Source organism: Streptomyces roseirectus (assembly GCF_014489635.1).
GTDB lineage: Bacteria > Actinomycetota > Actinomycetes > Streptomycetales > Streptomycetaceae > Streptomyces > Streptomyces roseirectus.
Window position 1 is genome coordinate 8,487,190 of sequence record NZ_CP060828.1, and the last position, 25,535, is coordinate 8,512,724.

19 protein-coding genes are annotated in these 25,535 nt (G+C 73.7%); 11 read left to right on the forward strand and 8 right to left on the reverse strand.

The window, feature by feature from the left end:
* Positions 1 to 50: 50 nt before the first annotated feature.
* Positions 51 to 1,019 (forward strand): aldo/keto reductase, encoded by a 969-nt coding sequence (locus IAG44_RS36810; protein WP_187751402.1) that lies wholly within the window; start codon positions 51 to 53, stop codon positions 1,017 to 1,019.
* 18 nt (positions 1,020 to 1,037) lie between these two features.
* Here the strand turns inward: IAG44_RS36810 and IAG44_RS36815 are convergent, their stop codons facing one another.
* Positions 1,038 to 1,823, reverse strand: a complete 786-nt coding sequence (locus IAG44_RS36815) for a phytanoyl-CoA dioxygenase family protein (RefSeq protein ID WP_187751403.1) — start codon at positions 1,821 to 1,823, stop codon at positions 1,038 to 1,040.
* Positions 1,824 to 1,859: 36 nt separating this feature from the next.
* On the opposite strand from IAG44_RS36815, the gene IAG44_RS36820 reads away from it, so the two are divergent.
* Positions 1,860 to 2,747 (forward strand): helix-turn-helix domain-containing protein, encoded by an 888-nt coding sequence (locus IAG44_RS36820; protein WP_187751404.1) that lies wholly within the window; start codon positions 1,860 to 1,862, stop codon positions 2,745 to 2,747.
* Here IAG44_RS36820 and IAG44_RS36825 read toward each other — a convergent pair.
* Genes IAG44_RS36825 through IAG44_RS36835 form a run of 3 tightly spaced genes read right to left on the reverse strand, consistent with a single transcriptional unit; the run spans position 2,744 to position 5,908 of the window.
* Positions 2,744 to 3,331 carry a histidine phosphatase family protein gene (locus tag IAG44_RS36825; protein ID WP_187751405.1) on the reverse strand — a complete coding sequence of 196 codons (588 nt, stop codon included), beginning with the start codon at positions 3,329 to 3,331 and terminating at the stop codon, positions 2,744 to 2,746. The genes IAG44_RS36820 and IAG44_RS36825 overlap by 4 nt on opposite strands.
* Before the next feature lies 1 nt (position 3,332).
* Positions 3,333 to 5,324 (reverse strand): PEP/pyruvate-binding domain-containing protein, encoded by a 1,992-nt coding sequence (locus IAG44_RS36830; protein WP_187751406.1) that lies wholly within the window; start codon positions 5,322 to 5,324, stop codon positions 3,333 to 3,335.
* Positions 5,321 to 5,908: a transcriptional regulator gene (locus tag IAG44_RS36835; RefSeq protein ID WP_187751407.1), complete on the reverse strand. Its 588-nt coding sequence runs from the start codon at positions 5,906 to 5,908 to the stop codon at positions 5,321 to 5,323. The genes IAG44_RS36830 and IAG44_RS36835 overlap by 4 nt, the downstream gene beginning before the upstream one ends.
* A gap of 98 nt (positions 5,909 to 6,006) precedes the next feature.
* Here IAG44_RS36835 and IAG44_RS36840 point away from each other — a divergent pair, with 98 nt between their 5' ends.
* Positions 6,007 to 7,062 carry a TetR/AcrR family transcriptional regulator gene (locus IAG44_RS36840; RefSeq protein WP_187751408.1) on the forward strand — a complete coding sequence of 352 codons (1,056 nt, stop codon included), beginning with the start codon at positions 6,007 to 6,009 and terminating at the stop codon, positions 7,060 to 7,062.
* Here IAG44_RS36840 and IAG44_RS36845 read toward each other — a convergent pair whose 3' ends face one another.
* Positions 7,063 to 8,139, reverse strand: a complete 1,077-nt coding sequence (locus tag IAG44_RS36845) for a sensor histidine kinase (protein WP_187753008.1) — start codon at positions 8,137 to 8,139, stop codon at positions 7,063 to 7,065.
* 104 nt (positions 8,140 to 8,243) lie between these two features.
* Entirely contained in the window at positions 8,244 to 8,909 is a 666-nt protein-coding gene (locus IAG44_RS36850) for a response regulator (protein ID WP_246562346.1), read from the reverse strand.
* Between the two features lie 213 nt (positions 8,910 to 9,122).
* On the opposite strand from IAG44_RS36850, the gene IAG44_RS36855 reads away from it, so the two are divergent.
* The 3 genes from IAG44_RS36855 (at position 9,123) to IAG44_RS36865 (ending at position 12,817) form a co-directional block, all read left to right on the forward strand.
* Positions 9,123 to 9,425 (forward strand): hypothetical protein, encoded by a 303-nt coding sequence (locus IAG44_RS36855; RefSeq protein WP_187753151.1) that lies wholly within the window; start codon positions 9,123 to 9,125, stop codon positions 9,423 to 9,425.
* 23 nt (positions 9,426 to 9,448) lie between these two features.
* The gene (locus tag IAG44_RS36860; protein ID WP_187751409.1) at positions 9,449 to 10,576 is read left to right on the forward strand and encodes an ABC transporter substrate-binding protein; all 1,128 of its coding nucleotides are present in this window, start codon (positions 9,449 to 9,451) and stop codon (positions 10,574 to 10,576) included.
* Positions 10,577 to 11,053: 477 nt separating this feature from the next.
* The gene (locus IAG44_RS36865; protein WP_187751410.1) at positions 11,054 to 12,817 is read left to right on the forward strand and encodes a ricin-type beta-trefoil lectin domain protein; all 1,764 of its coding nucleotides are present in this window, start codon (positions 11,054 to 11,056) and stop codon (positions 12,815 to 12,817) included.
* A gap of 29 nt (positions 12,818 to 12,846) precedes the next feature.
* Here IAG44_RS36865 and IAG44_RS36870 read toward each other — a convergent pair whose 3' ends face one another.
* Both IAG44_RS36870 and IAG44_RS36875 read right to left on the reverse strand, forming a co-directional pair.
* Positions 12,847 to 14,106: an SLC13 family permease gene (locus tag IAG44_RS36870; protein ID WP_187753010.1), complete on the reverse strand. Its 1,260-nt coding sequence runs from the start codon at positions 14,104 to 14,106 to the stop codon at positions 12,847 to 12,849.
* Between the two features lie 281 nt (positions 14,107 to 14,387).
* Positions 14,388 to 16,760, reverse strand: coding sequence for a SpoIIE family protein phosphatase (locus tag IAG44_RS36875; RefSeq protein ID WP_187751411.1), 2,373 nt, complete (start codon positions 16,758 to 16,760; stop codon positions 14,388 to 14,390).
* A 244-nt stretch (positions 16,761 to 17,004) separates the two neighbouring features.
* Here IAG44_RS36875 and IAG44_RS36880 point away from each other — a divergent pair, with 244 nt between their 5' ends.
* From IAG44_RS36880 to IAG44_RS43880, 5 genes are all read left to right on the forward strand, one after another.
* On the forward strand, positions 17,005 to 20,082 hold the full coding sequence (locus tag IAG44_RS36880) for a glycoside hydrolase family 2 TIM barrel-domain containing protein (protein WP_187751412.1): 3,078 nt from the start codon (positions 17,005 to 17,007) through the stop codon (positions 20,080 to 20,082).
* A 146-nt stretch (positions 20,083 to 20,228) separates the two neighbouring features.
* Entirely contained in the window at positions 20,229 to 22,472 is a 2,244-nt protein-coding gene (locus IAG44_RS36885) for a glycoside hydrolase family 9 protein (RefSeq protein WP_187751413.1), read from the forward strand.
* Positions 22,473 to 22,578: 106 nt separating this feature from the next.
* Positions 22,579 to 22,830, forward strand: coding sequence for a hypothetical protein (locus IAG44_RS36890; protein ID WP_187751414.1), 252 nt, complete (start codon positions 22,579 to 22,581; stop codon positions 22,828 to 22,830).
* Positions 22,827 to 23,204, forward strand: coding sequence for a toxin Doc (locus IAG44_RS36895; RefSeq protein ID WP_187751415.1), 378 nt, complete (start codon positions 22,827 to 22,829; stop codon positions 23,202 to 23,204). Before IAG44_RS36890 ends, IAG44_RS36895 begins: the two co-directional genes overlap by 4 nt.
* Positions 23,205 to 23,409: 205 nt before the next feature.
* Positions 23,410 to 25,530: an RICIN domain-containing protein gene (locus tag IAG44_RS43880; protein ID WP_246562348.1), complete on the forward strand. Its 2,121-nt coding sequence runs from the start codon at positions 23,410 to 23,412 to the stop codon at positions 25,528 to 25,530.
* The last annotated feature ends 5 nt before the right edge of the window (positions 25,531 to 25,535 follow it).

A 25,535-nucleotide genomic window follows, 5' to 3' on the forward strand; every position in this document is an offset into this window, starting at 1 on the left:
GGCACGTACGCTCGCACCTGTCACCCACTCCGACGGCAGGAGCAGCAACGATGCAGTACGTGAAGCTCGGTTCGACCGGCCTGGACGTCTCCCGGATCTGTCTCGGCTGCATGACGTACGGCCTCCCGGACCGCGGCACGCACGAGTGGACGCTCGACGAGCAGGCGTCGCGTCCGCTGATCCGGCAGGCCCTGGACGCCGGGATCAACTTCTTCGACACCGCGAACGTCTACTCCGACGGCACCAGCGAGGAGATCGTCGGCAAGGCGCTCGCGGACTTCGCCGTCCGGGACGAGATCGTGCTCGCCACGAAGGTGCACAACCGGATGCGCCCCGGACCCAACGGGGGCGGGCTGTCGCGCAAGGCGATCCTCAGCGAGATCGACCACAGCCTCAGCCGCCTCGGCACCGACTACGTCGACCTCTACCAGATCCACCGCTTCGACCCGCACACCCCGGTCGAGGAGACGATGGAGGCGCTGCACGACGTGGTGAAGGCGGGCAAGGCCCGCTACATCGGGGCGAGTTCGATGTACGCGTGGCAGTTCGCGAAGATGCAGCACACGGCGGAACGGCACGGCTGGACGAAGTTCGTGTCCATGCAGAACCACTACAACCTCATCTACCGCGAGGAGGAGCGCGAGATGCTGCCCCTCTGCGCGGACCAGGGCGTCGGCGTCATCCCGTGGAGCCCGCTCGCCCGGGGCCGCCTCACCCGCGACTGGAACACCACCACCGGACGCAGCGCGACGGACGGCTTCGGCGGCACCCTCTACCAGGAGGGCGACCGCGCGATCGTCGAGGCCGTGGCCCGCGTCGCCGAGGCCCGCGGCGTCCCCCGGGCCCAGATCGCGCTGGCCTGGCTCCTCCACCAGGACACGGTCACCGCCCCGATCGTCGGCGCCGCCAAGCCGGGCCACCTCGAAGACGCCGTCGCGGCCGTCGAGTTGGAGCTGACCGACAAGGAGATCGAGGAGTTGCAGTACCCCTACTCCCCGCACCCCATCGCCGGTCACTGAGCCCACCGCCCGCTGGTGCTAGTGCGGCCCCTGCGGCGCGAACTCCGTGCCGCACGGGCCCGCGCCCTCGCTCTCCGCCAGCACCACCCGCTCGCCGCTCATCTCCAGCGTCCGGTAGTACGCCCCGATCCGCTCGGTCGAGCGCCCCACGTAGTGCCCGATGAACGAGCGGCGGAAGCGGTCGGTGGTCCGGTTCGGCTGGGAGCCGTGCACCAGGCTGCCGTTGAAGAACAGGACGTCGCCCGGCTCCATGTCGACGGGCACGGCGGACAGGCCGGGCGGCGGCGGCACGTACTCGCGGGCGAACGACACGGACTCGTCGGCGACCTCGGGACAGAACAGGTCCAACAGGTGGGTGCCGGGGACGACTTCGAGCCCGCCGTTGTCCCGGTCGATGTCGTCGCAGGCCACCCACGCGGCGACGCACGTCCCCGGCTCGACCCGCAGATAGAAGTTGTCCTGGTGCAGCGCCTGACCGCGCGCCCCCGGCGGCTTGAAGTAGAACATGCTCTGCGCGGCGAGCACGTCCTCGCCCAGCAACTCCTCCAGGACGCTCCGCAGCCGCGCGTCGAGCAGCACCTCCCGGGCGACCTCGCTGAACTCGTGCGGCTGCATCACCCGGGGGAACGCGTCCAGCGGATCGTCGCCCTCGCGCGGCCGGAAGTGCCCCGGCACCTCCTTGCCCGCCGCCTGCAACGCCGCGAACTCGCCGCGCACGCGCTCGACCTCCTCGCGCGAGAAGAGACCCCGCACGACCGTGTACCCGTCCTGCCGGAACCGGTCCAGAATGCCTGTGGCTGTCATGACACGAGAAACTAGGCGGGAGACCCGCGCAGGAGGATGACCGTGCGTGCTGAGACCTTGCCCAGGACTGCTGCCGTCGCGTCGCCGCCGCCGGGGGTCGTGGTCGTCGGACGGTTCGACGAGCGCGCCGGATACGCGATCGACCGGCCCCACGGATCGGACAGCTGGCTCGTCACCTGGACCACGGCGGGCGCCGGACTCCTCGGCCAGGGCCGCACCCAACTCCCCGTCGGCCCCGGCGACTTCGTGCTCCTCGCCCCCGGCGTCCCGCAGCGCTACGGCGTCCGCCCCGGCGCCGAACGCTGGCAATTCTGGTGGGCCCACTGCCAGTTGAGGCCCGCCTGGACCCCGTGGATCCAGGCGCACGCCCTCGGCGACGGCGTCCACGCCCTCGGCCCCGTGCCCCAACTGGCGCGCGGACGCGTCGAGTCGGCGCTGCGCCGCATGCTGGACGACGCCCGCTGGACCGGCGGCGAACCGGTCAGACCCGCCGAGGACGTGGCCGTCGCCCACAGCGACGTCGCCCGCGAACTTGCCCTGAACGCGCTGGAGGAGGCCCTGCTGCTGGCCGTCGCCTCCCTGCGCCCCGTACCGCCGGGCGCCGACGAACGCGTCCGCCGCGCCCAGACGCTGATCGCCGCCGACCCCGGCGCCCCGCACACCGTCGCCTCCCTCGCCGAGGCCGTCGCCCTGTCGCCGTCCCGCTTCGCCCACCTCTTCACCGAACAGCTCGGCCTCTCCCCGATGCGCGCCCTGCGCGAGGCCCGCCTGCGCCACGCCGCCCGCCTCCTGGAGAGCACCGCCCTCACCGCCGAACGCGTCGCCGCCGCCTCGGGGTTCGCGAGCGCCTTCCACTTCAGCCGCGCGTTCAAGGCCCGGTACGGGGTGCCACCAGGCGCGTACCGGGAGCAGGGCAGGGGTTAGGGCCGGGGGCCCGCCGCGAAGCCCGTCCAGCACAGGTCGGGCGGCAGGTGGCCCATGTCGTTGTAGACGACCAGGGTCGGCGGGACGTGGTCGCGGTACTGGAGTGCTGTCAGCGCCGCGTTGCCGCTGTCGAGGCCCAGCCAGCGGACGGGCGGCGCGTCGAGGGCATGGCGCAGGAGCCAGGCGATCGGGTAGGCGTGGGTGACCAGGACCTCGTGCGTCTCGGTCTCGGCGGGGCGCGCGAAACGCGCGGTGAGAGCGTCGGCCCGCCTGCGCGCCTCGGCGGCCTCGTCGTCGCCGTAGCCGTCGAAGAAACCGGCCCAGGCGCGCGGGGCGTCCGACGGGATGTACGGGATGTGGTCGACGAGTTCGGGCGCCTCGCGGACCGGGACGCCCGGGAGGTGGACGGCCAGCAGGCGCGCGCAGGCGCGGGCGCGGGGGAGAGGCGAGTGCCAGACCATGTCGACCGGCAGCGCGGCGAGCCGGCGGCCGGTCAGGTCCGACTGGCGTTCCCCGACGCCGGTCAGTTCACCGAAGGCGTTCGCGGCGCCGTGGCGGATCGCGTACACGTGACGAGTGGGCATGTCAGCGGGCTCCCAATACGTGGTGGGCGGCGGCGAGACGATCGGCCTCGGCGCGCTCGGTGCGGTCGCCCGAGACGTCGTCCGCCCAGGTCAGCAAGGTGTGCAAGGGGGCGTCGGCGGTGTCCGTGACGATCCTCGGGGTGCCCAGGGCGACCTCGCCGCTCGTGCCGTCGACGGTGACGAGGGTGCCCTCGGCGAGGTCCAGCCCCGCGGCGCCGACGACCGCCGGCCGGCCCAGCGCGCGGGCGACGACCGCCGCGTGGCTCGCCGGGCCACCGCGCTCGGTGACGATCCCGACGGCCGCCGCGATACCCCGCATGTCGTGCGGCGAGGTCTCCGGGCGGACCAGGACGACCGGGCTGTCCCGCGCCATCCGCACCGCCGCCTCCGCCGACACCGCGACACGGCCCACCGCGACACCGGGGCAGGCACCCAGACCCCGGGCCACGATCCGCGCCGGACCGGCGATCCGGGGGGTGCGGACGTGCGCGAGGTGACCCGGCGCGACCCTCAACAGCGCCTCCTCACGCCGGATCACGCCCGCCTCGGCGAGCTCCACGGCCGTGCGGACCGCCGCCGCGTTCTCGAACCGGCCCGGCCTGACCTGGAGCAGCCACAACTCGCCGGACTCGTAGGTGAACTCGGTGTAGCAGACGTCGCGGTAACAGCCCTCGATCCGACGCAGCGCCCCGGTCAGCTCCGCCCACAACGCCGGTTCCCGCACGGCGAGTTCGGCCAGCGGACGGGTCGCCCTCGCGCCCGAGACCACGTCCTCGCCCTGCGCGTGGAACAACACCTCGCCGTACGGCGTGTCCTCGCCGGTCGTCGGATCCCGGCTGAAGGCGACCCCGGTGCCGCTGCGGGCGTCACGGTTGCCGAACACCATGGCCTGCACGACGACGGCGGTGCCGAGGCCGTGGGGGATCGCGTGGATCGTCCGGTAGGTGTGGGCGCGGGGCGAACGCCAGGAGCCGAAGACCGCCGCGAGGGCGAGGGCGAGCTGGTCGGGGGCGTGATCGGGGACGACGGGGGCGCCGGAGGGCGGAGTGGCCGCGGCGGGGGAGTGGTCGGCGGACGACGCGGGTTCGGCGGGCGGTTCGGGGCGAAGCGGCACAGCATGACGGCGCGCCGCCCCCAGAAGCCCCGCCTCCGGCGCCCCGTCCTGAAGCGGGCGCACCTCCGGCGCCCGCGCTTGAAGCGGCCCGGTCTCCAGCGGCCCGGTCTCCAGCGGCCCTGCTTGAAGCGGCCTGGTCTGAAGCGGGTGCGCCTGGACCGGCACTGCTCCCGGTGCCCCTGCTTCCGGCGCTCGCGCTTGAAGCGGCCCCGTCTTGAGAGCCCTTGCCTCCGGTGTCTCTGCCTCCGGTGTCTCTGCTTCCGGCGCTCGCGCTTGAAGCTGCCCCGTCTTGAGAGCCCTTGCCTCCGGTGCCTCTGCCTCCGGTGTCTCTGCCTCCGGCGCCCCCGCTTCCGGCGACCGCGCTTGAGGCAGCCCCGCCTCCAGACCCCTCGCCTCCAGACCCCTCGCCTCCAGAGCCCCCGCCTCCGGCGCCCCGGCCTCCGGTGACCCCGCCCCCGCCCTCGCGAAGCTCCTCAGGAACCGTTCCCGGCAGTCCCGGGCGAACGCCTCGTCGCCGGTCTCGGCGGCCAGCGCGGCCGTCGCGGCTCGCGTGAGGCCGAGGCCGAGGACCGTGTCCATCATTCCCGGCATCGATACGCCCGCGCCGGAGCGGACGGAGACCGCGAGGGGGCGGCCGGGGCCGCCGAAGGCGCGGCCGGTGGCGTGTTCGAGGCCGGCGATGCCCAGGGCCAGCTCCTCGCGCAGCCCGTCGGGGAGACGGCCCGTGTCGAGGAACGCGCGGCACGCGTCCGCCGTCACGACGAACGCGGGCGGCACCCGCAGACCGAGCCGGTGCAGCAGGGCGAGGCCGAGCGCCTTGCCGCCCAACTCCTCGCGGGGGCCGTCGAGTTCGGCCGTGACCGGCCTGACCCACCTCATCGCGGGAGCCCGAGCGTGACGAGCAGGTCCTCGTGCAGCTCCGCCCAGATCGTGTGGTACGAACCGACGCCGTCCGTCACGAACTCCCGTTCACCGGCGACGGCCCGGTCCAGGGCGCCGGTCAGCCGGACCCGGTAGCGGCCGAACCGGGGGAGTACGGCGGCGAGTTGGTCACCCACGGACGCGAACCGCCGGTCCAGGTCGGCGAATCCGTCCAGGACACGGGCGTCGTAACCGGCGTCGGTGTGGTCGTTGACGGCCGACCGGCCGCCCACCGGGCGCAGTTGCCACGCCGTGCACAGGTCGAGCAGTTCGGGGTTGAGCGTCAGGAACCGGTCGAACCCCGCCCGCAACGCCTCCCGCGCGCCGGTCGAGTCGAGTTCGGCGGTGACGCGGCGGACGTTCTCGGCGCGCCCGGCGTCCGTGAGGCTCCAGGCGTCGTACGCGCGGGTCACGTACCCGTCGACGCCGAGATCGATGAGCGCGGACTCGACGTCGGGTTCGGTGAGGCCCGTGAACGCGCCGATCCGGGCTGGGCTCGCGGCGCCGGAACAGCGCAGGGCGTGCAGGACGGGGAGGGTCATGACCGGCCTCCGGCAATCTGGATGTTCGATGTTTTCGGATGACGTCGTCATCTGGATGGCGTCGGTATCATGGCACAGCCGGAACGTAAGGGGACACCATGGCCAGACTCACCCGTGCCGAGCAGCAGGAACGGACCCGTGCCGCCGTACTCGTCGCCGCCCGCGCCGAGTTCACCGAGCACGGGTACGCCGAGGCCAAGGTCGACCGCATCGCCGACCGCGCCGACCTCACGCGCGGCGCCGTCTACTCCAACTTCACGGGCAAGCGCGCGCTGTACCTGGCGGTGCTGGCGGACGACGCGGAGCGCGCGCGGCAAGCCGCTCGGCTGCCGTTGGAGTCACCGTCGTCCACCGGTCAGGCGCTCGCCGCGTTCGCCCGCGTCTGGCTGGAGCGTCTGCCTCTCGCCGGCGACACCCCCGGCAGCGGCCACCTCCAGCTCCGCTCCCTGTCCGGCGTCGCCGACACGGCGCCGACCCGCAAGGCGCTGGCCGAACTCCTGCGCGTGGAAGCGCGGTTGCTCGCACTCGCCCTGGACCCGCAGCGCCCGCCGGTCCGCGTCGCCGACCTCGCGCTGACCCTCCTGCACGGCGCGGCGAGCCTCGCGGAGAACGCGCCGGGCGCCGGGGACCCCTTCGACCTGGCGCTCGCGGCACAGCACCTGGCCGAACTGCCGTGGGGGGACGACGAACCGCCGCCGCACCTGGCGTTCACCGAGCCCGCCAAGCAGGTGCGCGAACCCTGGGCACCCCCGGCCGGCCTGCGCGACGAACTGACCGGCCGGCCGGTCGACCTCACCGCCGACGGGGTGGTCGTCGTACTGGGGGCGGGGCGCCTCAGCGCGGTGCGGGAGGCGGCGGGGGCCGGGGCGACGTTCGTCGTGGTCACCGCCGACCCGGCGGAGACGGGCCGACTGGTCCGCCTACGCCTCACCGACCTCGCGTCCTGCCTGCGCCGGGTGTTCCCCGAGGCCCGCCTCCCACAGGTACGCATCGCGCTGGACGACCAGGGCGCGATCGCCCAGACCCTGGGAGGCGGGGCCGCCGACGACGCCACCGAGGTCGCCGTCCGCGTCCGGAGCGGTCGGATCACGGCGCGAGCGGAGGGCCACGGCGCGGGCCACGCGGTGAGCGAGGGGGACGCGTCGCCGGGGTGATCAGAGCGGCGCGCTCATCCACACCTCGTACCCGCCGTCCTTCGTGGGCCCCGCCTCGAACGTGCCGCCCAGCAGCTCCGCCCGCTCGCCGAGGCCGATCAGCCCCTGCCCCGACCCCGGCAGCGGCAGGGCGCCGCGGGTCGCGGGCGTGTTGGTCACCGTCACCCCGAACGCCGACGCGTCGTACCACAGCCGGACGGTCGCGCGGGCGCCGGGCGCGTGCTTGCGGACGTTCGTCAGGGCCTCCTGGACGGTCCGGTACACCGCCCGCTGGGCCGTTGTACTGACCTGCCCCGGCAACTCGCCGACCAGCTCGGTCTCGATGCCGCTGGAGGAGACGAGCCGCTGGAGGTCGGTGAGCGTGGGCTGCGGGGTCAGCTCGGTCGAGTGCCCGCCGGAGGCCCGCAGCAGCGTCACCATGTGCCGGAGTTCGTCGAGCGTGTCGACGCTGAGCGTCCGGATCGCCCGGACGCCCTCCTTGAACTCGGGGTCCTTCGCGGCGACCTGGAGCGCACCGGCCTGGACGGCGATGAGGCTGACCTGGTGGGAGACCACGTCGTGCATCTCGCGGGCGAGCTGCGCCCGCTCCCGCGCGAGGACGGCCTGCGAGTGCAGCAGCCGCTCGTGCTCGCGGGCCTCCTCGATCTCGACGAGCCGCCGGGCGAGGTCACGCCGGGCCTGGAGGAGCTGGCCGAGGAGGACGGGCGCGGCGGCGGCCCCGAGCATGTAGAGGAACGTGACGACGGTCCACGCACGGCCCGGCGAGTCCCCGTCCAGCGGCCAGGGCGTGACGGACGCGAGGGCGAACAGCCCCGCGCACACGGACAGCAGCCACCGGTCACGGGACCGTTCGGCCAGCGTGAACAGCGCGGCGAACGGCGCGACCACCATCTCCTGCATGAGTGTCGCCGGGAGCGTCAGCAGGAACACCACGAGCGGGAACCGGCGCCGCAGCGGCAGCGCCGCACAGGCGATCACGGCGGTCACCTTCGCCGTGAGGCTCATGTCCCACTGGTTGATCAGGAAGTCCGCGAGCGCCACGAGGACGATCACGGCGTCCAGCACGGGCTCCGGCACCCGCGACCACTTCCCACCGGCCTCCGCAGGGACGGCCGCCCCCTGCGAGGCACCGGCCTCCTCCGAAGCGCCCTCCTTCACAGCGCCCTCCGGCGCACGCCGCCTCACTGCCCCGGCTCCCCGCCGCGTACCTCCAGCAGCCCCGCACGCTGAGCCAGCAGCGCGGCCTGCACGCGGCTGCTCACGCGCAGCTTCGTGAGGATCGCGCTCACGTGGTCCTTCACCGTCCCCGCGCTCAGATGGATCCGCGCCCCGATCTCCGCGTTGGACAGCCCCTCCGCGACCAGGACGAGCACGTCGCGCTCGCGTTCGCTGAGCCGTCCGACGCGGCCCGCCTCCTCGTCGTCGCAGGCCGGTCCGGGGCGCCCGCGCCACACCGCGTGCGACGCCTTCGGCGACATCACCACGCCGCCCGCCGCGAGCGTGCGCACCAGCTGGGCGAGCTGGTCGGGCTCGGTGTCCTTGAGGAGGAAACCGGCGGCGCCGGACTTGAGGGCGGTGACGACGTATTCGTCCGCGTCGAACGTCGTCAGCATCGCCACGACCGGCGGTTCGGGCAGCGCGCGGACCTGGCCGAGGACGGTGAGGCCGTCGACGTCCGGCATCCGGATGTCCAGCAGCACCACGTCGGGCCGCTCGCGGCGGACCGCGTCCAGGGCCTCGCCGCCGGTCGCCGTCGCCACGACCTCGATGTCGTCGGCCGCGCTCAGGATGAGCCGGAAGCCCGACCGCACCAGGGCCTCGTCGTCCACCACCATGACACGGATCACGTGCGTCCTGCCTCGTCGTTCTGATCGTCGCCGATCGTCTGGGTCGCTGGGTCGTCTGAGTTGTCCCATCCGACCGTAGAGTGCGAAACGCCTCGTGGGAGAGGGTACGGGGCGCAGTCCCGCCGGTCGGGGGGCGCGGTCCAGCCGTCCGGGGGGTGAGGGCCGGACGGGTGCCGGATACTGCGGCGGGGGCGGGCCCAAGAGCCTGGATCCATGACCCCGACCCCAGCCCCCGCGACGCTCACGGCGCCCTCCTGGGCCAGTGAACGCCCCTCGGCCGGACGGCTGATCGACGTGGACCTCACGCGCGGTCCCGCCGTGACCGGTGCCGCGCCGGCCGTCCTCGGGTACGGCGGCTCGGCGGCGTCGGCGTGGTGGCCGGACACCTGGGGCGTCCCGAGCGGCGACACCCCGTACGTGCCGCTGGTCCTGACCGGCTGCCTCGCCGCCGTCGACGCCTCCCCCCGCTTCCACCGCCTCGGCAAGGCGAACAAGCCCGCCGCACTCGTCCGCTGACCCGCAGATCCGGAGCCCCCCCCATGCTGCTCAACCCGCTCAAGAGGCCCACCCGTGTCCCGGAGCCGACCCCGCTGCGCGGCACCCTGGTCATCGCGACCCTCGCGACCAGCGTGGCCGCCGTCGGTCTTGCCGTCGGCGCGGCCACCCGCTCCGACGCCGGACACCCGGTGGAGGAGACGCGGTCCCTGGACCAGCTCTACACCGACGCGCGGGCCGAGGGCGGCACGCTCGTCGTCTACGCGGGCGGCGACCGGAAGGAGCAGGAGGACGACACCGTCCGGGCCTTCGAGAAGCGCTTCCCCGGCATCCGCCTCCGGATGGTCGTCGACCGCAGCGAGTACCAGGGCGCCCGCGTCGACCGGCAGCTCGCCACCCACACGCTCGTCCCCGACGTCGTCCGGCTCCAGACCCTCCAGGACTTCGACCGCTGGAAGCGGCAGGGCGTCCTGCTGCCCTACAAGCCCGCCGGGTTCGCTGAGGTGCACCCCAAGTTCAAGGACCCGGACGGGAGTTGGATCGTGACCGACGTCCTCGCGTCCGGCGCCGCCTACAACAAGCGTGCCGTGGGCCGCGAAGTCCCCGGCAGCGTGCGGGAGTTGGCTGGTCCCAGCTGGAAGGGCAGGATCGCCTCCGCCTACCCCAACGATGACGACGTGACCCTGTTCCTCTACAGCCGGTACGTGAAGGCGTACGGCTGGCCCTGGCTCCAAGGCATCGCCCGCAACACGGAGTTCCTGCGCGGCTTCGACACGGCCGGCGGGGAGAAGGCCGTCGAGCTCGGCGGGCGGGTCACCCCCGGCGCCGAGGGCAGCATGCTGCCGGACACCGGGGACCCGTTCGTCGCGTGGGGGCAGCGCGAGGCCATCCTCAAGGGCGCCCGCCACCCCGCAGCCGCCCGGCTCTTCCTCAACTGGCAGCTCTCCACGGAACGCCAGAACCGCAACGCCTGGTCCGTGCGCACCGACGTCGCCCCGCCGAAGGGACTGAAGCCGGTCTGGGAATACACGAACGCCAACCTCGACGCGTTCCCCGCCTTCATGGCCGACCGCGCCGCCGCCGAACGCTTCCGGCAGCAAGTCACCCTCTCCGTCGGGGAAGTCCAGGGCGCCCCCGCCTCCGGCGTGCTCGGCATCCACCCCGGCCGCTGACCATTCGTCCGAATCGCTTGTACCGATATCCCGCCCCGAACTCCGCGATGTGCGCGGTGAATATGCCGAACCCGGCATCAAGGGCGGATATCCAGCACCGGACTTCCGCCCCCCGAAAGGAACCGGGCCCGATTCGGGCGGTGTGCACGGGATGTGCGCATCGCCCGATCGCCTTGCACGGAACCGCAGTTCAGAGCCGGACTCACAAAACCCTTACCAATCGGCGAGATCCCTTGTTCCACCTCCTCGGCCTGTGCAAAAGTGTGCCTGTCGACGCGCCGACACGTTCTCCACGTACGCGCGAAGCCCTCTCCCGTCCTCCCTCACGCTTCACAAGAGCTGCCGTCGGCGGACAACGCGAGACGGCCGGTTCCGTGTGTCTCCCCCGGGAGGAATCCAGCTGTGACAAATGCGGGTCAGTCGAATTCCCCGACCGCTTCTCCGACCTCGACGCGGCGTTCGCACGCGACCGACGAAATGCTCAGCGCAGAACTGAAAAGCTGGGGCGCCGCGGAACCCGCGCTCCAACCCGTCGGCGAACTCCTCGACCGGCACTGGGAAGCCGCCTTCCGCTACGCCCGCCTGTGCACCGACACCGAACGCGCGGCCGGCATGCTCACCACCGCCGCTTTCACCCGCCTCTTCGGCGAGTCCTCGCGCCACGACGGCCCCACCTCCGCCTGGCGCCCCCACCTGCTGGTCACCGTCCGCCGCATAGCCGCCGAGTGGACCACCGACAGCCGCCGCGACCTCCTCCACCCCGGCCTGCGCGTCGACGACGCCGACCTCCTCGCCGCCCGCCTCCTGCCCCCGCCCAACAGACGCCTGCTGTCCCGCTCCTTCCAGCGGCTGCCCCAGACGTCCCGCTGCCTCCTGTGGCACGTCGAGGTCGAGGCCGAACCCCTCTCCGAGCCCGCCGCCCTGCTCGGCCTCGACGCCGAGGCCGCCCGCCTCGAACTGCTGCGCTCCCGCGACCGGCTGCGCGAGGAACTGCTCCAGTCGCACCGCGAACTCGCCGCCGACGAGGAGTGCCACCGCTACGACCGCCTCCTCGAAGCCACCAGCCGCCGCGGCGACGCCATGGACGCCGACCTGCGCGGCCACCTCGACCGCTGCCGCCACTGCGCCCACACCGCCGACCAGCTCACCTGCTTCACCGCGACCGAGCGCGACACCCTCGGCACCGCGCTGGCCGAAGGTACCCTCGGCTGGGCCGCCCACGCCTACCGCGACGCCCGCACCCGCGCCCCCGAGCCGGCGCACCCCCGCGAGCAGCCCGAGCCGCCCGGCACCGAACTCGTCCCGGTGGTCCCCGGCAGCTCCGTGCGCGCCGCCCGCAAGGCCGCCCGCCGCGCCCGGCGCCGCAACCTCGCCGTCGCCGTCCTCACCGTCAGCGGCCTCACCGTCCTGCCGCTCGCCTGGTGGGCCGCGTCGGGCTCCGACGGCGGCACCACCCAGGCCGCGGGCAGCGCCGAGACGCCCCGCCCCGGCACGGACACGGGCGCGGGCGGCCCCTCCTGGGCCGGCACCGGCGCCACCGCCCAGGGCACCCTGCGCGGCCGGCTCCACAACGTGTTCTCCGGCCAGTGCGTCGCCGTCGACGGCGGCAAGGCCGTCCCGGGCGCCGACGCCGTCCTCGCCACCTGCTCCTCCGTCGCCTCCCAGCAGTGGTCGTACGACACCGGCGGCCTCCTGCGCAACGGCCTCGCCCCCGAGCTGTGCCTCGACTCGCACCTCGGGTACGCCGTCGAACTCACACCCTGCGCGGACGCGAAGACCGACGAGGCGAACGTCCGCTACGACTTCACCCTCCAGGGCACCCTCGTCCCGCGCTGGGACCAGGACCTCGCGCTCGCGCCCGCCGCGACCGACGGCTCCGGGGCGCTCGTCGCCAAGAGTCGCGCGGACAGCGCCGCCCAGCGCTGGGTGATCGACACCTCCAAGCCCGACCTCCAGATGCAGATCGTCAACTGGGACACCGCCCGCACGCCCAGTGAGACCCCGGCCGCCCCCAAGAAGGCCGCCCCGCCCGCCCCTAAGCCGACGCCCACCCCGACGCCGCCGCGCAAGGCGGCCCCGAAGCCGTCCCCGACGCCCACGCCCATGCCGTCCATGCCGACGGGGTGCTCCCCCTACAACCCGTACGCCTGCGGGGGGAGCGGCGGTGGGTACCCCGGCGGATATCCGGGCGGCTGGGGTGGGTACGGAGGGTACGGCTACGGGGGCTACGGACGCCCTTGACCTGGGGTGACACGGTTACGCGACCCGCGTCACACCACCTGGAGCGACACCCACAGCGCCCCCACCGACGCCGCCAGCGACACCGGCACCGTCAGCAGGCCCAGCCGGGTGAACTCGCCGACGTCGACCCGCTCCTCGTGCCCGTGGACCACCCGGCGCCACAGCAGCGTCGCGAGGGACCCGGCGTAGGTGAGGTTCGGCCCGATGTTGACGCCGAGCAGGACCGCGAGGACCGCCCCGGGACCCGCCGGGGCGGCCAGCGGCGCCAGCGCCAGGACGGCGGGCAGGTTGTTGATCAGGTTCGCGAGCAGCGCCGCCAGCGCGGCGAACCCCAGCAGCGCGAGCAGCCCCGACCCACCCGGCAGGACATGCCCGAGCGCGTCCCCGAGCCCGTTGTCGACGACCCCGCGCACGACGATCCCCAGCGCCAGCACGAACGCCAGGAACCCCGGCGCCGCCGCCCGCACCACCTCCACGGGCCCCGCCTGCCGCCGCACCAGCGCCCGCACGGCCAGCACCAGCGCCCCCGCGAACGCCACCCACGCCGGCTCGATCCCCACCGCCGACGCGACGACGAACCCGGCGAGCGTCGCCGCGACGGTCACCAGCGCGAACATCGGCACGCGAGGCGCTTCGCCCGTCTCCTCGGTGCCGGCGGCCTCGGTGGCGGCGGGCAGGTCGGCCGCGAAGAACCGCCGCATCACCAGGTACTCCGCGCCGATCGCCACCAGCCACGGCAGCGTCATCAGCGCCGCGAACCGCGTGAAGCTCAGCCCGCTCGCCGTGAACGCCAGCAGGTTCGTCAGGTTCGACACCGGCAGCAACAGGGACGCCGTGTTGGAGAGGTGGGCGCAGGCATAGACGTGCGGCTTCGCGCGGACCCTCAGCCGCTGCGCGGTGGCGAACACGACCGGCGTCAGCAGCACCACCGTCGCGTCCAGGCTCAGCACGGCCGTGATCACCGACGCCAGCGCGAACACCGACGTCAGCAGCCGCCGGGGCCGCCCCGCCGCGCGCCGCGCCAGCCACGCCCCGCACGCCGTGAACAGCCCCTCCACGGCGCAGAAGTGCGCCAGCACCAGCACGGCCGCCAGGAACCCGATCACCGGCCCCAGCCGCTCCGCCTCCTCGCGCGCGTCGCCCAGGGAGATCGCCCCGAGCACCACGACCAGCACGGCGGCGGGCACCGCCACCAACGCCTCCGACCTCCCGGAGGGCCGCAGCACCGCCCATCCGAGCGAGCAGACGAGCAGGACGGAGGACAGGGAGACGGCGAGCGCGGTGTTCAGGGCGGATCCTCAAGGACGAGCGGGCGAGCGGCGACGAGCAGGCGACGGGTGACGGGCGAGCGAAGGGCGATGAGCAACCCCCTATGAAAACAGGCCCAGGTAAGAGCGGCACCTGCACCCCCACAACTCCCGCGCTCCCGCAGCTTCGGAGACGCCGCAGCCCCCGCGCCCCCGCAACTCCACAGCCCCGCGCCCCCGCAGCTCCCGCGACGCCGCGACTCCACAGCCCCCGCCCCGGCAGCTTCCGCGACTCCGCAGCCTTCGCCCCCCCCACACCCCCCTCACTCCTCGCCCAGCAACCCCAGCTCCGCCCAGATCGTCTTCCCCTCCGCCGTGTGCCGTGTCCCCCACCGGTCCGTGAGCTGCGCGACCAGCAGGAGCCCCCGTCCGCCCTCGTCCCAGGTCTTTGCGCGCCGCAGGTGGGGCGCGGTGTGGCTGGTGTCGGACACCTCGCAGATCAGCGTCGCCGCGTCGTGGATGAGCCGCAGCCGGATCGGGTGGGCGCCGTAGCGGATCGCGTTGGTGACCAGCTCGCTGACCACCAGCTCCGCCGTGAACGACACCGCGTCGATCCGCCAGGCGACCAGCCGCTCGGCGACCTGCTTGCGGACCCCGGCGACGAGCGACGGGTCGGCCGGCACGTCCCAGGTCGCGATGTGGTCGGCGGGCAGCGCACGCGTGCGCGCGAGGAGCAGCGCGACGTCGTCGGCGGCGCCCCCGGGCGGCAGGAGGGCGTGCAGGACGCGGTCGCACGTCTCGTCGAGGGAGTCGGCGTACCCCTCAAGGGCCGCGCACAGTGCCCGGAACCCGGCGTCGACGTCCCGCTCCCGCGACTCGATCAGCCCGTCCGTGTAGAGCGCGAGGACGCTGCCCTCGGCGAGCCGTATCTCCGCCGACTCGAACGGCAGCCCGCCGAGCCCGAGCGGCGGCCCCGCCGGCAGGTCCACCCGGCGCGGACGCCCGCCCGGCACCAGCACCACGGGCGGCGGATGGCCCGCGCGCGCCATCGTGCACCGCCGCGTCACCGGGTCGTACACCGCGTACAGGCACGTCGCCCCCACCTCCCCAGGACTCCCCTCGCTCCCGGCCTCCTCGGAGAGCCGCACGACGAGGTCGTCCAGGTGGGTCAGCAGCTCGTCCGGCGTCAGATCGATGTCGGCGAGGGTGCGCACGGCGGTCCGCAGCCGCCCCATCGTCGCGGACGCCTGGATGCCGTGCCCGACGACGTCCCCGACGACCATCGCGACCCGCGTCCCCGACAGCGGGATCACGTCGAACCAGTCACCGCCCACCCCCGCGCGCGCCGCCGGAAGGTACCGGGACGCGGCGTCCACGGCGGCCGTGCGCGGCAGGGAACGCGGCAGCAGACTGCGCTGGAGCGCGAGGGCGGTGTCCCGTTCGCGGGAGTAGCGGCGGGCGTTGTCGACGCAGACGGCGGCCCGCGCCGAGACCTCCTCGGCGAGCAGCACGTCGTCCGGGGTGAACGGGTCGGGGCGGCGGAACCGGGTCAGCACCGCGACCCCGAGCGTCGCGCCCCGCGCGCGCAGCGGCACCGACATCACCGAGTGGATGCCGACCTCGCGCACGCGCGCGCCGCGCGCCGCGTCCCAGGCCAGCCACTGGTCCAGCTCGCCGCCGGGCACCGTCGCCACGATCGTCCGCCCCGCCGCCAGCGAGTCGGCCTGCGGGGACCCGGCCGGGTACTGCTGGACCTCGCCGGGCTTGGCCACCGCCTCGGGGCTGCCGGGGTTCACGGACTGGTGCGCGGCCCGCCGCAGCGCCACCGGCGACGCGAACCGCGCCGGGGGCTCCGCGCCGTCCGGCGGGTCGATCAGGTCGACGCTCACGAAGTCGGCCAGCGCGGGCACGCAGACGTCCGCCAGTTCTTGCGCCGTACGGGTGACGTCGAGCGTGGAACCGATCCGCACGCTCGCCTCGTTGACGAGTTGCAGGCGCTCGCGCGCGAGGTAGTTCTCGGTGAAGTCGTGCGCGGTGAGGGCGACGCCGACGGTCCGCCCGGCCGCGTCGGTGATCGGCGCGAGCCGCGCCAGCCAGGCGTGCGCGTGCTTCTCGCCCCCGGTGCGCGTGTAGGTCTGCACGTCCTTGGGGAGGCCGCCGGTGAGCACGTCGGCCATGTGCCCCTCCAGTTCCTCGCTCTGCGGCCGTCCGCCGATCTCGGCCAGCCTGAGCCCCCGGATCCGCTCCTCGGGCAGCCCGATCGCCGCCTCCATCGCGGCGTTCAGCAGCCTGAGGCGCAGCCGCTCGTCGTAGACGGCCAGCGCGCACGGCGACTGCGCCAGCGCGGCGAGCGCGAGCGGATCACCGGGCGCGCGCGTCCCGCCGCCGGTCAGCGGCGTCACGATCAGCCAGTACCCCGGCCGCCCGTCCCGGGCCCTGCGGTGGTGCGCGAGGAGCCAGACGCGGACGGTGTACCCGTCGCGGTGGCGCAGGGTGAGCGTGCCGTCCCAGCGGGACGCCGTCGGCACCGGCAGCGCGCCGCCCGCCAGCAGGACGGCCGCCGCACGCCCCACGACCTCGCCGGGCTCCCAGCCGAGGAGCGCGCGGGCGCCGTCGTTCCACTCGACGAGGGCGCCGTCGTCCCCGACGACCACCCGTGCCGTCTCGGCCTCGTCGAACGGATAGACCGGGCTCATCCTCGCCACTCCATCGCGGACACTCACAGTGAACATGCCACCCACGTTCGCTTCAGACTAGACCGTCCGGCCCGCGCGCGAACGGGAACGGTCCGGACGGCGGACCGGAGACAGGGGTGCCGCGAGTGGCGTGAGTGCACCCCGCGCCCTTGACGGGTCCGCGCGGACCGGCGTCACATTCTGTTGTTCGACGATCAGTTGTGAGTAGTTCTGGTTCCCGACGTCCGTTTCAGGGAGAGCCGCCATGACATTCACCCGGAGATCGGTCCTGCTGGCGTCCGCCGCCGCCCCCGCGGCCGGAGCGCTGCTGTCCACCCCCGCCGCCCACGCGGCGAACGCCGCACCCGGCCGCCACACCCTGCCCCTGCGCGACGGCTGGCGCTTCGCCCTGGCCGACCCGGGCGACGTCACCGACCCGGCCGGCGCGTACGCGCGCGCCGCCGACCCGGCGTACGACGACTCCGCGTGGCGCGAGGTCGCCGTCCCGCACGACTGGTCCATCGAACTGGCCCCCACCACCGAGCACGGCACCACCAGCGGCACCGGCTTCTTCCCCGGCGGCCTCGGCTGGTACCGCCTCTCCTTCACCGTGCCGGAGGCGTTCGCGGGCCGCCGGATCGCGGTCGAGTTCGACGGCGTCTACATGGACTCCACGGTCTTCTGCAACGGCACCGAGCTGGGCACCCACCCCTACGGCTACACCGGCTTCGCCCACGACCTCACCGACCACCTCCACACCGACGGCGTCACAGCGAACGTCCTCGCCGTCCGCGTCCGCAACCGCCTCCCCAGCAGCCGCTGGTACTCCGGCAGCGGCATCTACCGCGAGGCCCGCCTGATCGTCACCGACGCGGTCCACGTCGCCCGCTGGGGCACCCACGTCACGACGCCCGAGATCACCGCCGACCGGGCGACGGTCGACGTCCGCACGACGGTCACCAACGCCTCCGGCACCCCGAGGGACGTCGAGATCGTCTCGCGGATCGTCGCGCCGGGCGGCCGTACGGTGGCCCGCGCCGCGTCCACCGTCATGGTCACCGGTACCGCGACCGAGGCCCACACCGCCGTCGTCCCCGACCCGAAGCGCTGGGACTTCGCGCACCCGCACCGCTACCGTCTGGAGACCGAACTCCGCGTCGGGGGCAGGGTCGTCGACACGCACTCCACGGTCTTCGGCTTCCGCACCTTCCGCGTCGACCCCGACGACGGCTTCGAACTCAACGGGAAACACGCCAAGTTGAAGGGCGTCGACCTCCACCACGACCTCGGCGCGCTCGGCGCGGCCGTCCACCCGGACGCGATCCGGCGGCAGATGGTCATCATGAAGTCGATGGGCGTGAACGCCTTCCGCACCTCCCACAACCCGCCCTCCCCGGAGATGATCCGCGTCTGCGAAGAGCTCGGGATCGTCATGCTGGTGGAGGCGTTCGACTGCTGGAGGTCCCCCAAGACCCGCTACGACTACGGCCGTTTCTTCGACGAGTGGTCCGACCGCGACATCGCCGAGATGGTCCTGGCCGCCCGCAACTCCCCGGCCGTCGTGATGTGGTCGATCGGCAACGAGATCAGCGAGTTCACCTCGACGGCGGGCCTCACGATCGCCGACCGCCTCATCGCCGGCATCAAGGCGCACGACACGACGCGCCCGGTCGTCATCGGCTCCCACCGCCACAGGAGCGTCCCCGCCCCCGGCACCCCGGCCGATCTGATCCTCGCCAAGCTCGACGGCCTCGGCCTCAACTACAACACCGCCAAGTCCGTCGACGCCCTGCACGCCCGCTATCCGCACCTGTTCCTCTTCGAGTCGGAGTCCTCCTCCGAGACCTCGACGCGCGGCGTCTACCAGGAGCCCGAACGCCTCAACACCGGCGAGAACCACACCCCCGGCAAGCGCGGGACCTCCTCCTACGACAACAACCTCGCCTCGTGGACGATGAGCGGCGAGTACGGCCACAAGAAGGACCGCGACCGCAAATGGTTCACCGGCCAGTTCCTGTGGTCCGGCATCGACTACATCGGCGAGCCGACCCCCTACGACGTGTTCCCGGTCAAGGCGTCGTTCTTCGGCGCGGTCGACACCGCCGGGTTCCCCAAGGACATGTACCACCTCTTCCGCAGCCAGTGGGTGAGCGAGCCCATGGTCCACCTGCTGCCGATGAGCTGGAACCACGAGCCGGGGCAGACCGTGGAAGTGTGGGCCTACGCGAACGTCCCCGACGTCGAACTCTTCCTGAACGGCCGGTCGTTGGGCGTGCGCTCCTTCGACGTGAAGAAGACCGTGGACGGCCGCGCCTACCTGGAGACGACCGAGGCGACCGGCGACGACAAGACGTTCACCGACGGCCCCTACCCCGGGAGCTACACCAGCCCGAACGGCAGCGCGGGCAAACTGCACCTCACCTGGAAAGTCCCCTTCCAGAAGGGCGAGTTGAAGGCGGTCGCCCGGCGCGCCGGCAAGGTGGTCGCCACCGATGTCCTGCGCACGGCCGGCACCCCGCACGCCGTCCGGCTCACCGCAGACCGCGACTCCCTTCCCGCCGACGGCCGTTCACTGGTCTTCGTCACCGCCGAGGTCGTCGACGCGCGCGGCACGGTCGTCCCGGACGCCGAGCACCTGCTGACGTTCACGGTCGACGGCGGCTCGCTCGCCGGACTCGACAACGGGCGCCAGGAGAGCGCCGAGAAGTACCAGGCGAGCACCCGAACCGCCTTCTGCGGCAAGGCACTTGCCATCGTCCGCGCGGGAGTCGAGTCCGGGCCGCTGAAGGTGACGGCGACGGGGGAGGGCCTGCGCAAGGGCACGGTCACCGTACGCGCCACCTGGGCGCGCTCGACCGCCTCGACCCCGGCCCCGCAGTTCGCCCCCGAAGTGCCGGAGGCGCCCAACTATCCTTATGCGGACGCCAGTTACTCCGGCCGTCCCGACACCCTCCCGGCCGCGATGCTCGACGGGAACCCGGCGACCGGGTGGTCCAACGGCTTCCACAAGCAGGCGACCGCACTGCTGCCCGCGTTCAGCGGGGCCCGCGCGAAGGACTGGGTCGCCGTGGACTACGGGCGCGTACGGGACTTCGACCGGGTCGAGGTGTCGTTCACCGTCGACGCCGGGCACAGCCTGCCGTCCGGCGTCGAGGTCGCCGTGTGGGACGGCCGGACGTACACCGCCGCGAACGGGGTGGCCGTCGAGTGGGCGGCCTCCTCGGACGCGCCGTCCGTGGTCACGTTCGGGGCACTGCGGGGGTCGCGGGTGCGGCTGACGTTCACGAGTGCGCATCCCGGTGAAGCCCAAGGAGCCGTGCGGGTCAGCAAGTTGGAAGCCTGAGCTGGAAGCGCGACCAGTCCGGCGGTCCGGGCAGGAAGTCCTGTCCGGACTGTTGACGGGGTGTCATGGCGGCAACAAACATGGGCGGCCCGTCCGCAATTTGGGAGCGCTCCCACAGCTGGGGCGCCTCGCCGAGGAGCCATGACGTGAAACGACGACGCAGAACGAGCCTGCTGACCCTGGCCGCGCTGCTGGGCGGCACCTTAGCCGTGCTGCCCGCCGCGCCCGCCGGGGCCGACGAGGTCGAGCAGGTGAAGAACGGCGGCTTCGACGCCGGCACCGCCCCCTGGTGGACCAGCAACGTCACCACCGTCCCGGCGGACGGCCGGCTGTGCGCCGACGTCCCCGGCGGCACCGTCAACCGCTGGGACTCCGGCATCGGCCAGAACGACATCACCCTCGTCAAGGGCGAGACCTACCGCTTCTCCTTCAAGGCGTCCGGCGTGCCCGAGGGGCACGTGGTGCGCGCGATCGTCGGCCTGAGCGTCGCGCCGTACGACACCTGGCAGGAGGCGAGCCCCGTCCTCACCGAGGCCGACGGCTCCTACTCCTACACGTTCACCGCGCCCGTCGACGCCACGCAGGCACAGGTCGCCTTCCAGGTCGGCGGCAGCGCGGACCCGTGGCGGTTCTGCGTGGACGACGTCTCGCTGCTCGGCGGGGTGCCGCCCGAGGTGTACGAGCCGGACACCGGGCCCCGCGTGCGCGTCAACCAGGTCGCCTACCTGCCCGCCGGACCGAAGAACGCGACCGTGGTGACCGACGCGACGGCCCGGCTGCCCTGGCAGCTGAAGAACGCGGCCGGCGCGGTCGTCGCCCACGGCTGGACCGTCCCGCGCGGCACCGACGTGTCGTCCGCGCAGAACGTCCACACCGTCGACTTCGGCGGCTACCGCAGGCCCGGCACCGGCTACACGCTCACCGCCGACGGCGAGACCAGCCGCCCGTTCGACATCGGCACCGCCGCCTACGAGCGGCTGAGCCGCGACGCCGTGAAGTACTACTACACGCAGCGCAGCGGCGTCGCGATCCGCGACGACCTGCGCCCCGGCTACGGCAGGGCGGCCGGCCACGTCGGCGTCGCCCCCAACCAGGGCGACACGTCCGTGCCGTGCCAGCCCGGCGTCTGCGACTACGCGCTGGACGTCAGCGGCGGCTGGTACGACGCCGGGGACCACGGCAAGTACGTCGTCAACGGCGGCATCGCGACCTGGGAGGTGCTGAGCACCTACGAGCGCTCCCTGCACGCCCGCACCGGCACCCCGGCCCGCCTCGGCGACGGGCAGCTCGCCCTGCCCGAGAGCGGCAACCGGGTCCCGGACGTCCTCGACGAGGCCCGCTGGCAGCTCGACTTCATGCTGAAGATGCAGGTCCCGGACGGCAAGCCGCTGGCGGGCATGGCCCACCACAAGATCCACGACGCCGAGTGGACCGGCCTGCCGATGCTGCCGGACGACGACCCGCAGAAGCGTGAGCTGCACCCGCCGTCCACGGCCGCGACCCTCAACCTCGCCGCCACCGCCGCCCAGGCGGCCCGCCTCTACAAGCCCTACGACAAGGCGTACGCCGCGAAGGCGCTGACGGCCGCCCGCAAGGCGTGGACGGCGGCGCAGGCCCACCCGGCGGTCTACGCCGACCCCAACGACGGTGTCGGCGGCGGCGCGTACAGCGACGACAACGTCACCGACGAGTTCTACTGGGCGGCGGCCGAGCTGTACCTCAGCACCGGCGAGAAGCAGTTCGCCGACTTCGTCCTCGCCTCCCCGCACCACACGGCCGACATCTTCGGCCCCGTCGGCTTCGACTGGGGCCGCACGGCCGCCGCCGGGCGCCTCGACCTCGCCCTCGTCCCGAACAAGCTCCCCGGGCGCGACAAGGTCAGGGCCTCCGTCGTGAAGGGCGCCGACACCTACCTCGCGACGCTCGCGGGCCAGTCCTACGGCATGCCCTACGCGCCGCCCGGCAACGTCTACGACTGGGGCTCCGCGCACCAGGTGGCCAACAACGCGGTCGTCCTCGCGAGCGCGTACGACATCACCGGGGCGGCCAAGTACCGGGACGGGGCCGTGCAGAGCATGGACTACCTGCTCGGACGCAACGCCCTCAACATGTCGTACATCACCGGCTACGGCGAGGCCAACGCGCACCGGCTGCACAGCCGCTGGTACGCCAAGCAGCTCGACCCGGCGCTGCCCTCCCCGCCGGACGGGACGCTCGCGGGCGGACCCAACTCGTCGATCCAGGACCCGTACGCGCAGAGCAAACTCCAGGGCTGCGTGGGCCAGTTCTGCTTCATCGACGACATCCAGTCGTGGTCGACGAACGAGACGGCCGTCAACTGGAACGCGGCGCTGACCAGGCTCGCGTCCTTCGTGGCCGACCAGGGCTGAGACCCGGCCCCCGGACGCGAACGCCTGTACGTCCGCGGTACCGCTCGGACACCTGCTTGACCTGGTGATATTTACGGGTCAGTACCCGAGCGGTACCGTGAGACGCATGCCAGCCCTCAATGTGGAATTCAGCGAACGCGAGCTGGAGGACCTGCGGCAGATCGCCAAGGAGCGCGGTACGTCGATGAAGGCGCTCGTCCGTGAGGCCGCCGCCGCCGACATCGCCCGCCACCGCGCGCTCCAGGAAGGCGCGGAGGCGTTCCGGACGTTCTTCGCCGCCCACGCCGACGAATTCGCGGCGGCCTTTCCCGACGACGAGACCCCTGCCGGGGCGAGGGGCGGGGCGGTCGGCCGATGACGTCCGTCATCCACATCGACGTACCGTGGCTGCTCCAGCGCCACGAAGAGGTCCTGCCGGACCAGCCCACCGTCAACGACTTCTCCGCGCTCGTCGCCGCCGTCGCCCGCCACCGCGTCGACCCGCCCCGGCTCGGCGTCGACTCCGACCCCGCCTGGCGCGCGGCGGCCCTGCTGCACACGCTCGCGCTCCTCAAACCGCTGCCCTCGGCCAACGCGCGCTTCGCGTGCGCGACGGCCGTCTCGTACATGTACGTCAGCGGGGCGGGGATCGATCCGCCCTACGGGGCGCTGGTGGATCTCGCCCGGGATCTGATCTCCGGGAAGGCGGACGTGTACGGGGCGGCGGACCGGCTGCGGTCGTGGCAGATATGAGGGGGAAACGGGGACGCGGGCCGGGTTCAACGTTGTGTTGAAATCCCGTTTGTGGGGCCCGAGTTGGGGGTAGCCTTCGAAATTCCTCCAAAACGCCGGACCTGCTTCCGCGCTCCTTGTTGTGTGTGAGGAAGTTGTGCAATGGTGAACTACCGTGCGCCGAGGTTCGGCCGGCCGCACCGTTCCGCACCAAAGGATCCGCCCAGTGCCCACCCCCTACCCTCCGCGTCCCCCTTACCCGCCGCCCGGCGGGGATCCGGGAGAGTCCGACGACGCGCTCGCGGCAGGGGTGCGCGGCGGCACGGACGGCGAGGTCGCCGAGGCCACCGCGCTGCTGATCGCCCGGCACTGGAGACCCGTCCACGACTACGCCGTGATCTGCCTCGCCGGGTCCGGGCAGGTCGCCTCGATGGCCACGGGGACCGCCTTCCACCAGGTCTTCGACCGGCTCGGGCTCGGCGAGTCCGGGACCGACCTGCGGCCCCGGCTGCTGCTCGCCGTCCGCGAGACCGTCCGCGTCTGGGCGTCCGCCGAACGCGTCGCCGCCGTCCTGCCCGAGCTGCGCAAGCCCGCAGGCGCGCGCGGGCTACGGACCGCCAAGGCGATGACGGCGGACAACCGGGTCCTCGCCGAGCACGCGTACCACGCGCTGCCCGCGACCGAGCGGTGCCTCCTGTGGCACGTCGAGGTCGAGGGTGAGCCCGTCAGCGTCCCGGCCGCGCTGCTCGGCATCGACACCTCCACCGCCGCCGCGGCCCTGGAGGGCGCCCGCGACAAGCTCCGCGAGGGCGTCGTCCGCGCGCACCGCGAACTCGCGCCCGGCAAGGAGTGCCGGTTCTACAACCGGCTCCTCGACGTCCCGCTCCGGCGCGGCCGCGACCTCCTCCCCGACGTCCGCCGCCACCTCGACGCCTGCCGCTACTGCCACGCCGCCGCCCAGCAACTCGCCCTCTTCGACGGCCAGTTGGGCCTGATGCTGGCCGAGGCCGTCCTCGGGTGGGGCGCCCGGCGGTACGTCGTCTCCCGGCCCGACCGGGCGCGCCAGGAACCGGTGCGGCTGCGCGGTGCGGGGCGCCGCGGACTCCTCGACCGGATACCGACGCCCGCGCGGCGGGCGGACAGCGAGGAGCGGGCGTTCGGGAAGGTGAAGGGGAAGGGCCGGGGGCGGTTCGGGGCGGGAGGCAGGCGGGGTGCCGGGGAGGCACCGGCGGAGGAGGTTCTGTTCGGCGCGGGGGCGCCGGGCGAGGGCGTGTTCGGCGGGCGCGAGGGGGACTCGGGGGCGCTCGGCGTGCCCGGGGCGTTCGCCGGTTCCCATGCGGGCGACGGGGCCGAGGTGTTCGCCGACTCCGACGGCGGGGTGTCGCGGCGGACGGCCGGGGGTGCGGGTGCGGTTCCTGGTGCCGGGGCTGGTGTCGGCGTTGGTGTCGCAGGGGGTGCGTTCCCCGCAGGCGGGGCCTTCGCGCCGGGAGTGCCGGGGGCGCCGGGGGAGTTGCCCGACCCCGACGGTGGGCTCTCGCTCGGGCGGACCGGTGACACACAGGCCGGCGCCGCCCCGGCCGAGGGGGACAGGCCCCGGTCCCGGCGGGCCGCCGGGCGGGCCAAGGTGCGGGGCGTGCGCGGAACGCGGGGTGCTCGGCGGGCTGTGCGGCGGGTCAGGAAGGGGTCGCCCCGGGCGCTCATCGCCGGCGTGGGGGTCGCCTCCGCCGGGGTGCTGACGACGTTCCTCGCCGCCGGGATGTGGTCGGACGGCGGGTCCGACCCGGCCGCGTCCACCAGCGCGAGCGGCGGGGGGACCGTCCCCGGCGCCGACTCCGTCTCGCCCGCCCCCTCGCCCAGCGCGCAGGGCAGCGTCGGCGTCCCGGGCGGGCCGGGGCAGACACGGCTGCGGAACGCGGACGCCGACCTGTGCGTCGAACTGCCCGTCGGCGCCCGCGCCGGCACGGCCCTCGAACTGGAGGTGTGCTCCTCGGACTGGAGCCAGCAGTGGTCCTACGAGGACGACGGCCTCCTGCGCAGCGTCGTCGAGCCGAACCTGTGCGTGGACTCGCACGCGGACGCGGGCGTCGTCATCGCCAACACCTGCGCGGACGCGGACAGCCCGCGCGCCGACGACGTCCGCTACGACCTCACCGTGCAGGGCGAGCTGCTGCCCCGCTGGGACGAGCGCCTGCCGCTGGCCGCCGCCGGCGACGAGGCGGGCGCGAACGTCGTCGTGAAGGTCCGCGACGGCTCGGCGTCCCAGCGCTGGCTGACGGACGCGCGCCGGGCGACGCCGAGCTCGCTGTCCGTCAGCGGCTCGGACGACCCCACGACGCGCTCCGCCTGACCCGG

What these genes read in the sequence shown, in the direction of transcription:
- IAG44_RS36815 (WP_187751403.1), bottom strand. Translation starts at nt 1,823, where the DNA reads ATGACAGCCACAGGCATTCTGGACCGGTTCCGGCAGGACGGGTACACG.
- IAG44_RS36865 (WP_187751410.1), top strand. Translation starts at nt 11,054, where the DNA reads ATGCTCAGCGCAGAACTGAAAAGCTGGGGCGCCGCGGAACCCGCGCTC.
- IAG44_RS36840 (WP_187751408.1), top strand. Translation starts at nt 6,007, where the DNA reads ATGGCCAGACTCACCCGTGCCGAGCAGCAGGAACGGACCCGTGCCGCC.
- IAG44_RS36825 (WP_187751405.1), bottom strand. Translation starts at nt 3,331, where the DNA reads ATGCCCACTCGTCACGTGTACGCGATCCGCCACGGCGCCGCGAACGCC.
- IAG44_RS36890 (WP_187751414.1), top strand. Translation starts at nt 22,579, where the DNA reads ATGCCAGCCCTCAATGTGGAATTCAGCGAACGCGAGCTGGAGGACCTG.
- IAG44_RS36880 (WP_187751412.1), top strand. Translation starts at nt 17,005, where the DNA reads ATGACATTCACCCGGAGATCGGTCCTGCTGGCGTCCGCCGCCGCCCCC.
- IAG44_RS36860 (WP_187751409.1), top strand. Translation starts at nt 9,449, where the DNA reads ATGCTGCTCAACCCGCTCAAGAGGCCCACCCGTGTCCCGGAGCCGACC.
- IAG44_RS36855 (WP_187753151.1), top strand. Translation starts at nt 9,123, where the DNA reads ATGACCCCGACCCCAGCCCCCGCGACGCTCACGGCGCCCTCCTGGGCC.
- IAG44_RS36830 (WP_187751406.1), bottom strand. Translation starts at nt 5,324, where the DNA reads ATGAGGTGGGTCAGGCCGGTCACGGCCGAACTCGACGGCCCCCGCGAG.
- IAG44_RS36875 (WP_187751411.1), bottom strand. Translation starts at nt 16,760, where the DNA reads ATGAGCCCGGTCTATCCGTTCGACGAGGCCGAGACGGCACGGGTGGTC.
- IAG44_RS36895 (WP_187751415.1), top strand. Translation starts at nt 22,827, where the DNA reads ATGACGTCCGTCATCCACATCGACGTACCGTGGCTGCTCCAGCGCCAC.
- IAG44_RS36820 (WP_187751404.1), top strand. Translation starts at nt 1,860, where the DNA reads ATGACCGTGCGTGCTGAGACCTTGCCCAGGACTGCTGCCGTCGCGTCG.
- IAG44_RS36810 (WP_187751402.1), top strand. Translation starts at nt 51, where the DNA reads ATGCAGTACGTGAAGCTCGGTTCGACCGGCCTGGACGTCTCCCGGATC.
- IAG44_RS36835 (WP_187751407.1), bottom strand. Translation starts at nt 5,908, where the DNA reads ATGACCCTCCCCGTCCTGCACGCCCTGCGCTGTTCCGGCGCCGCGAGC.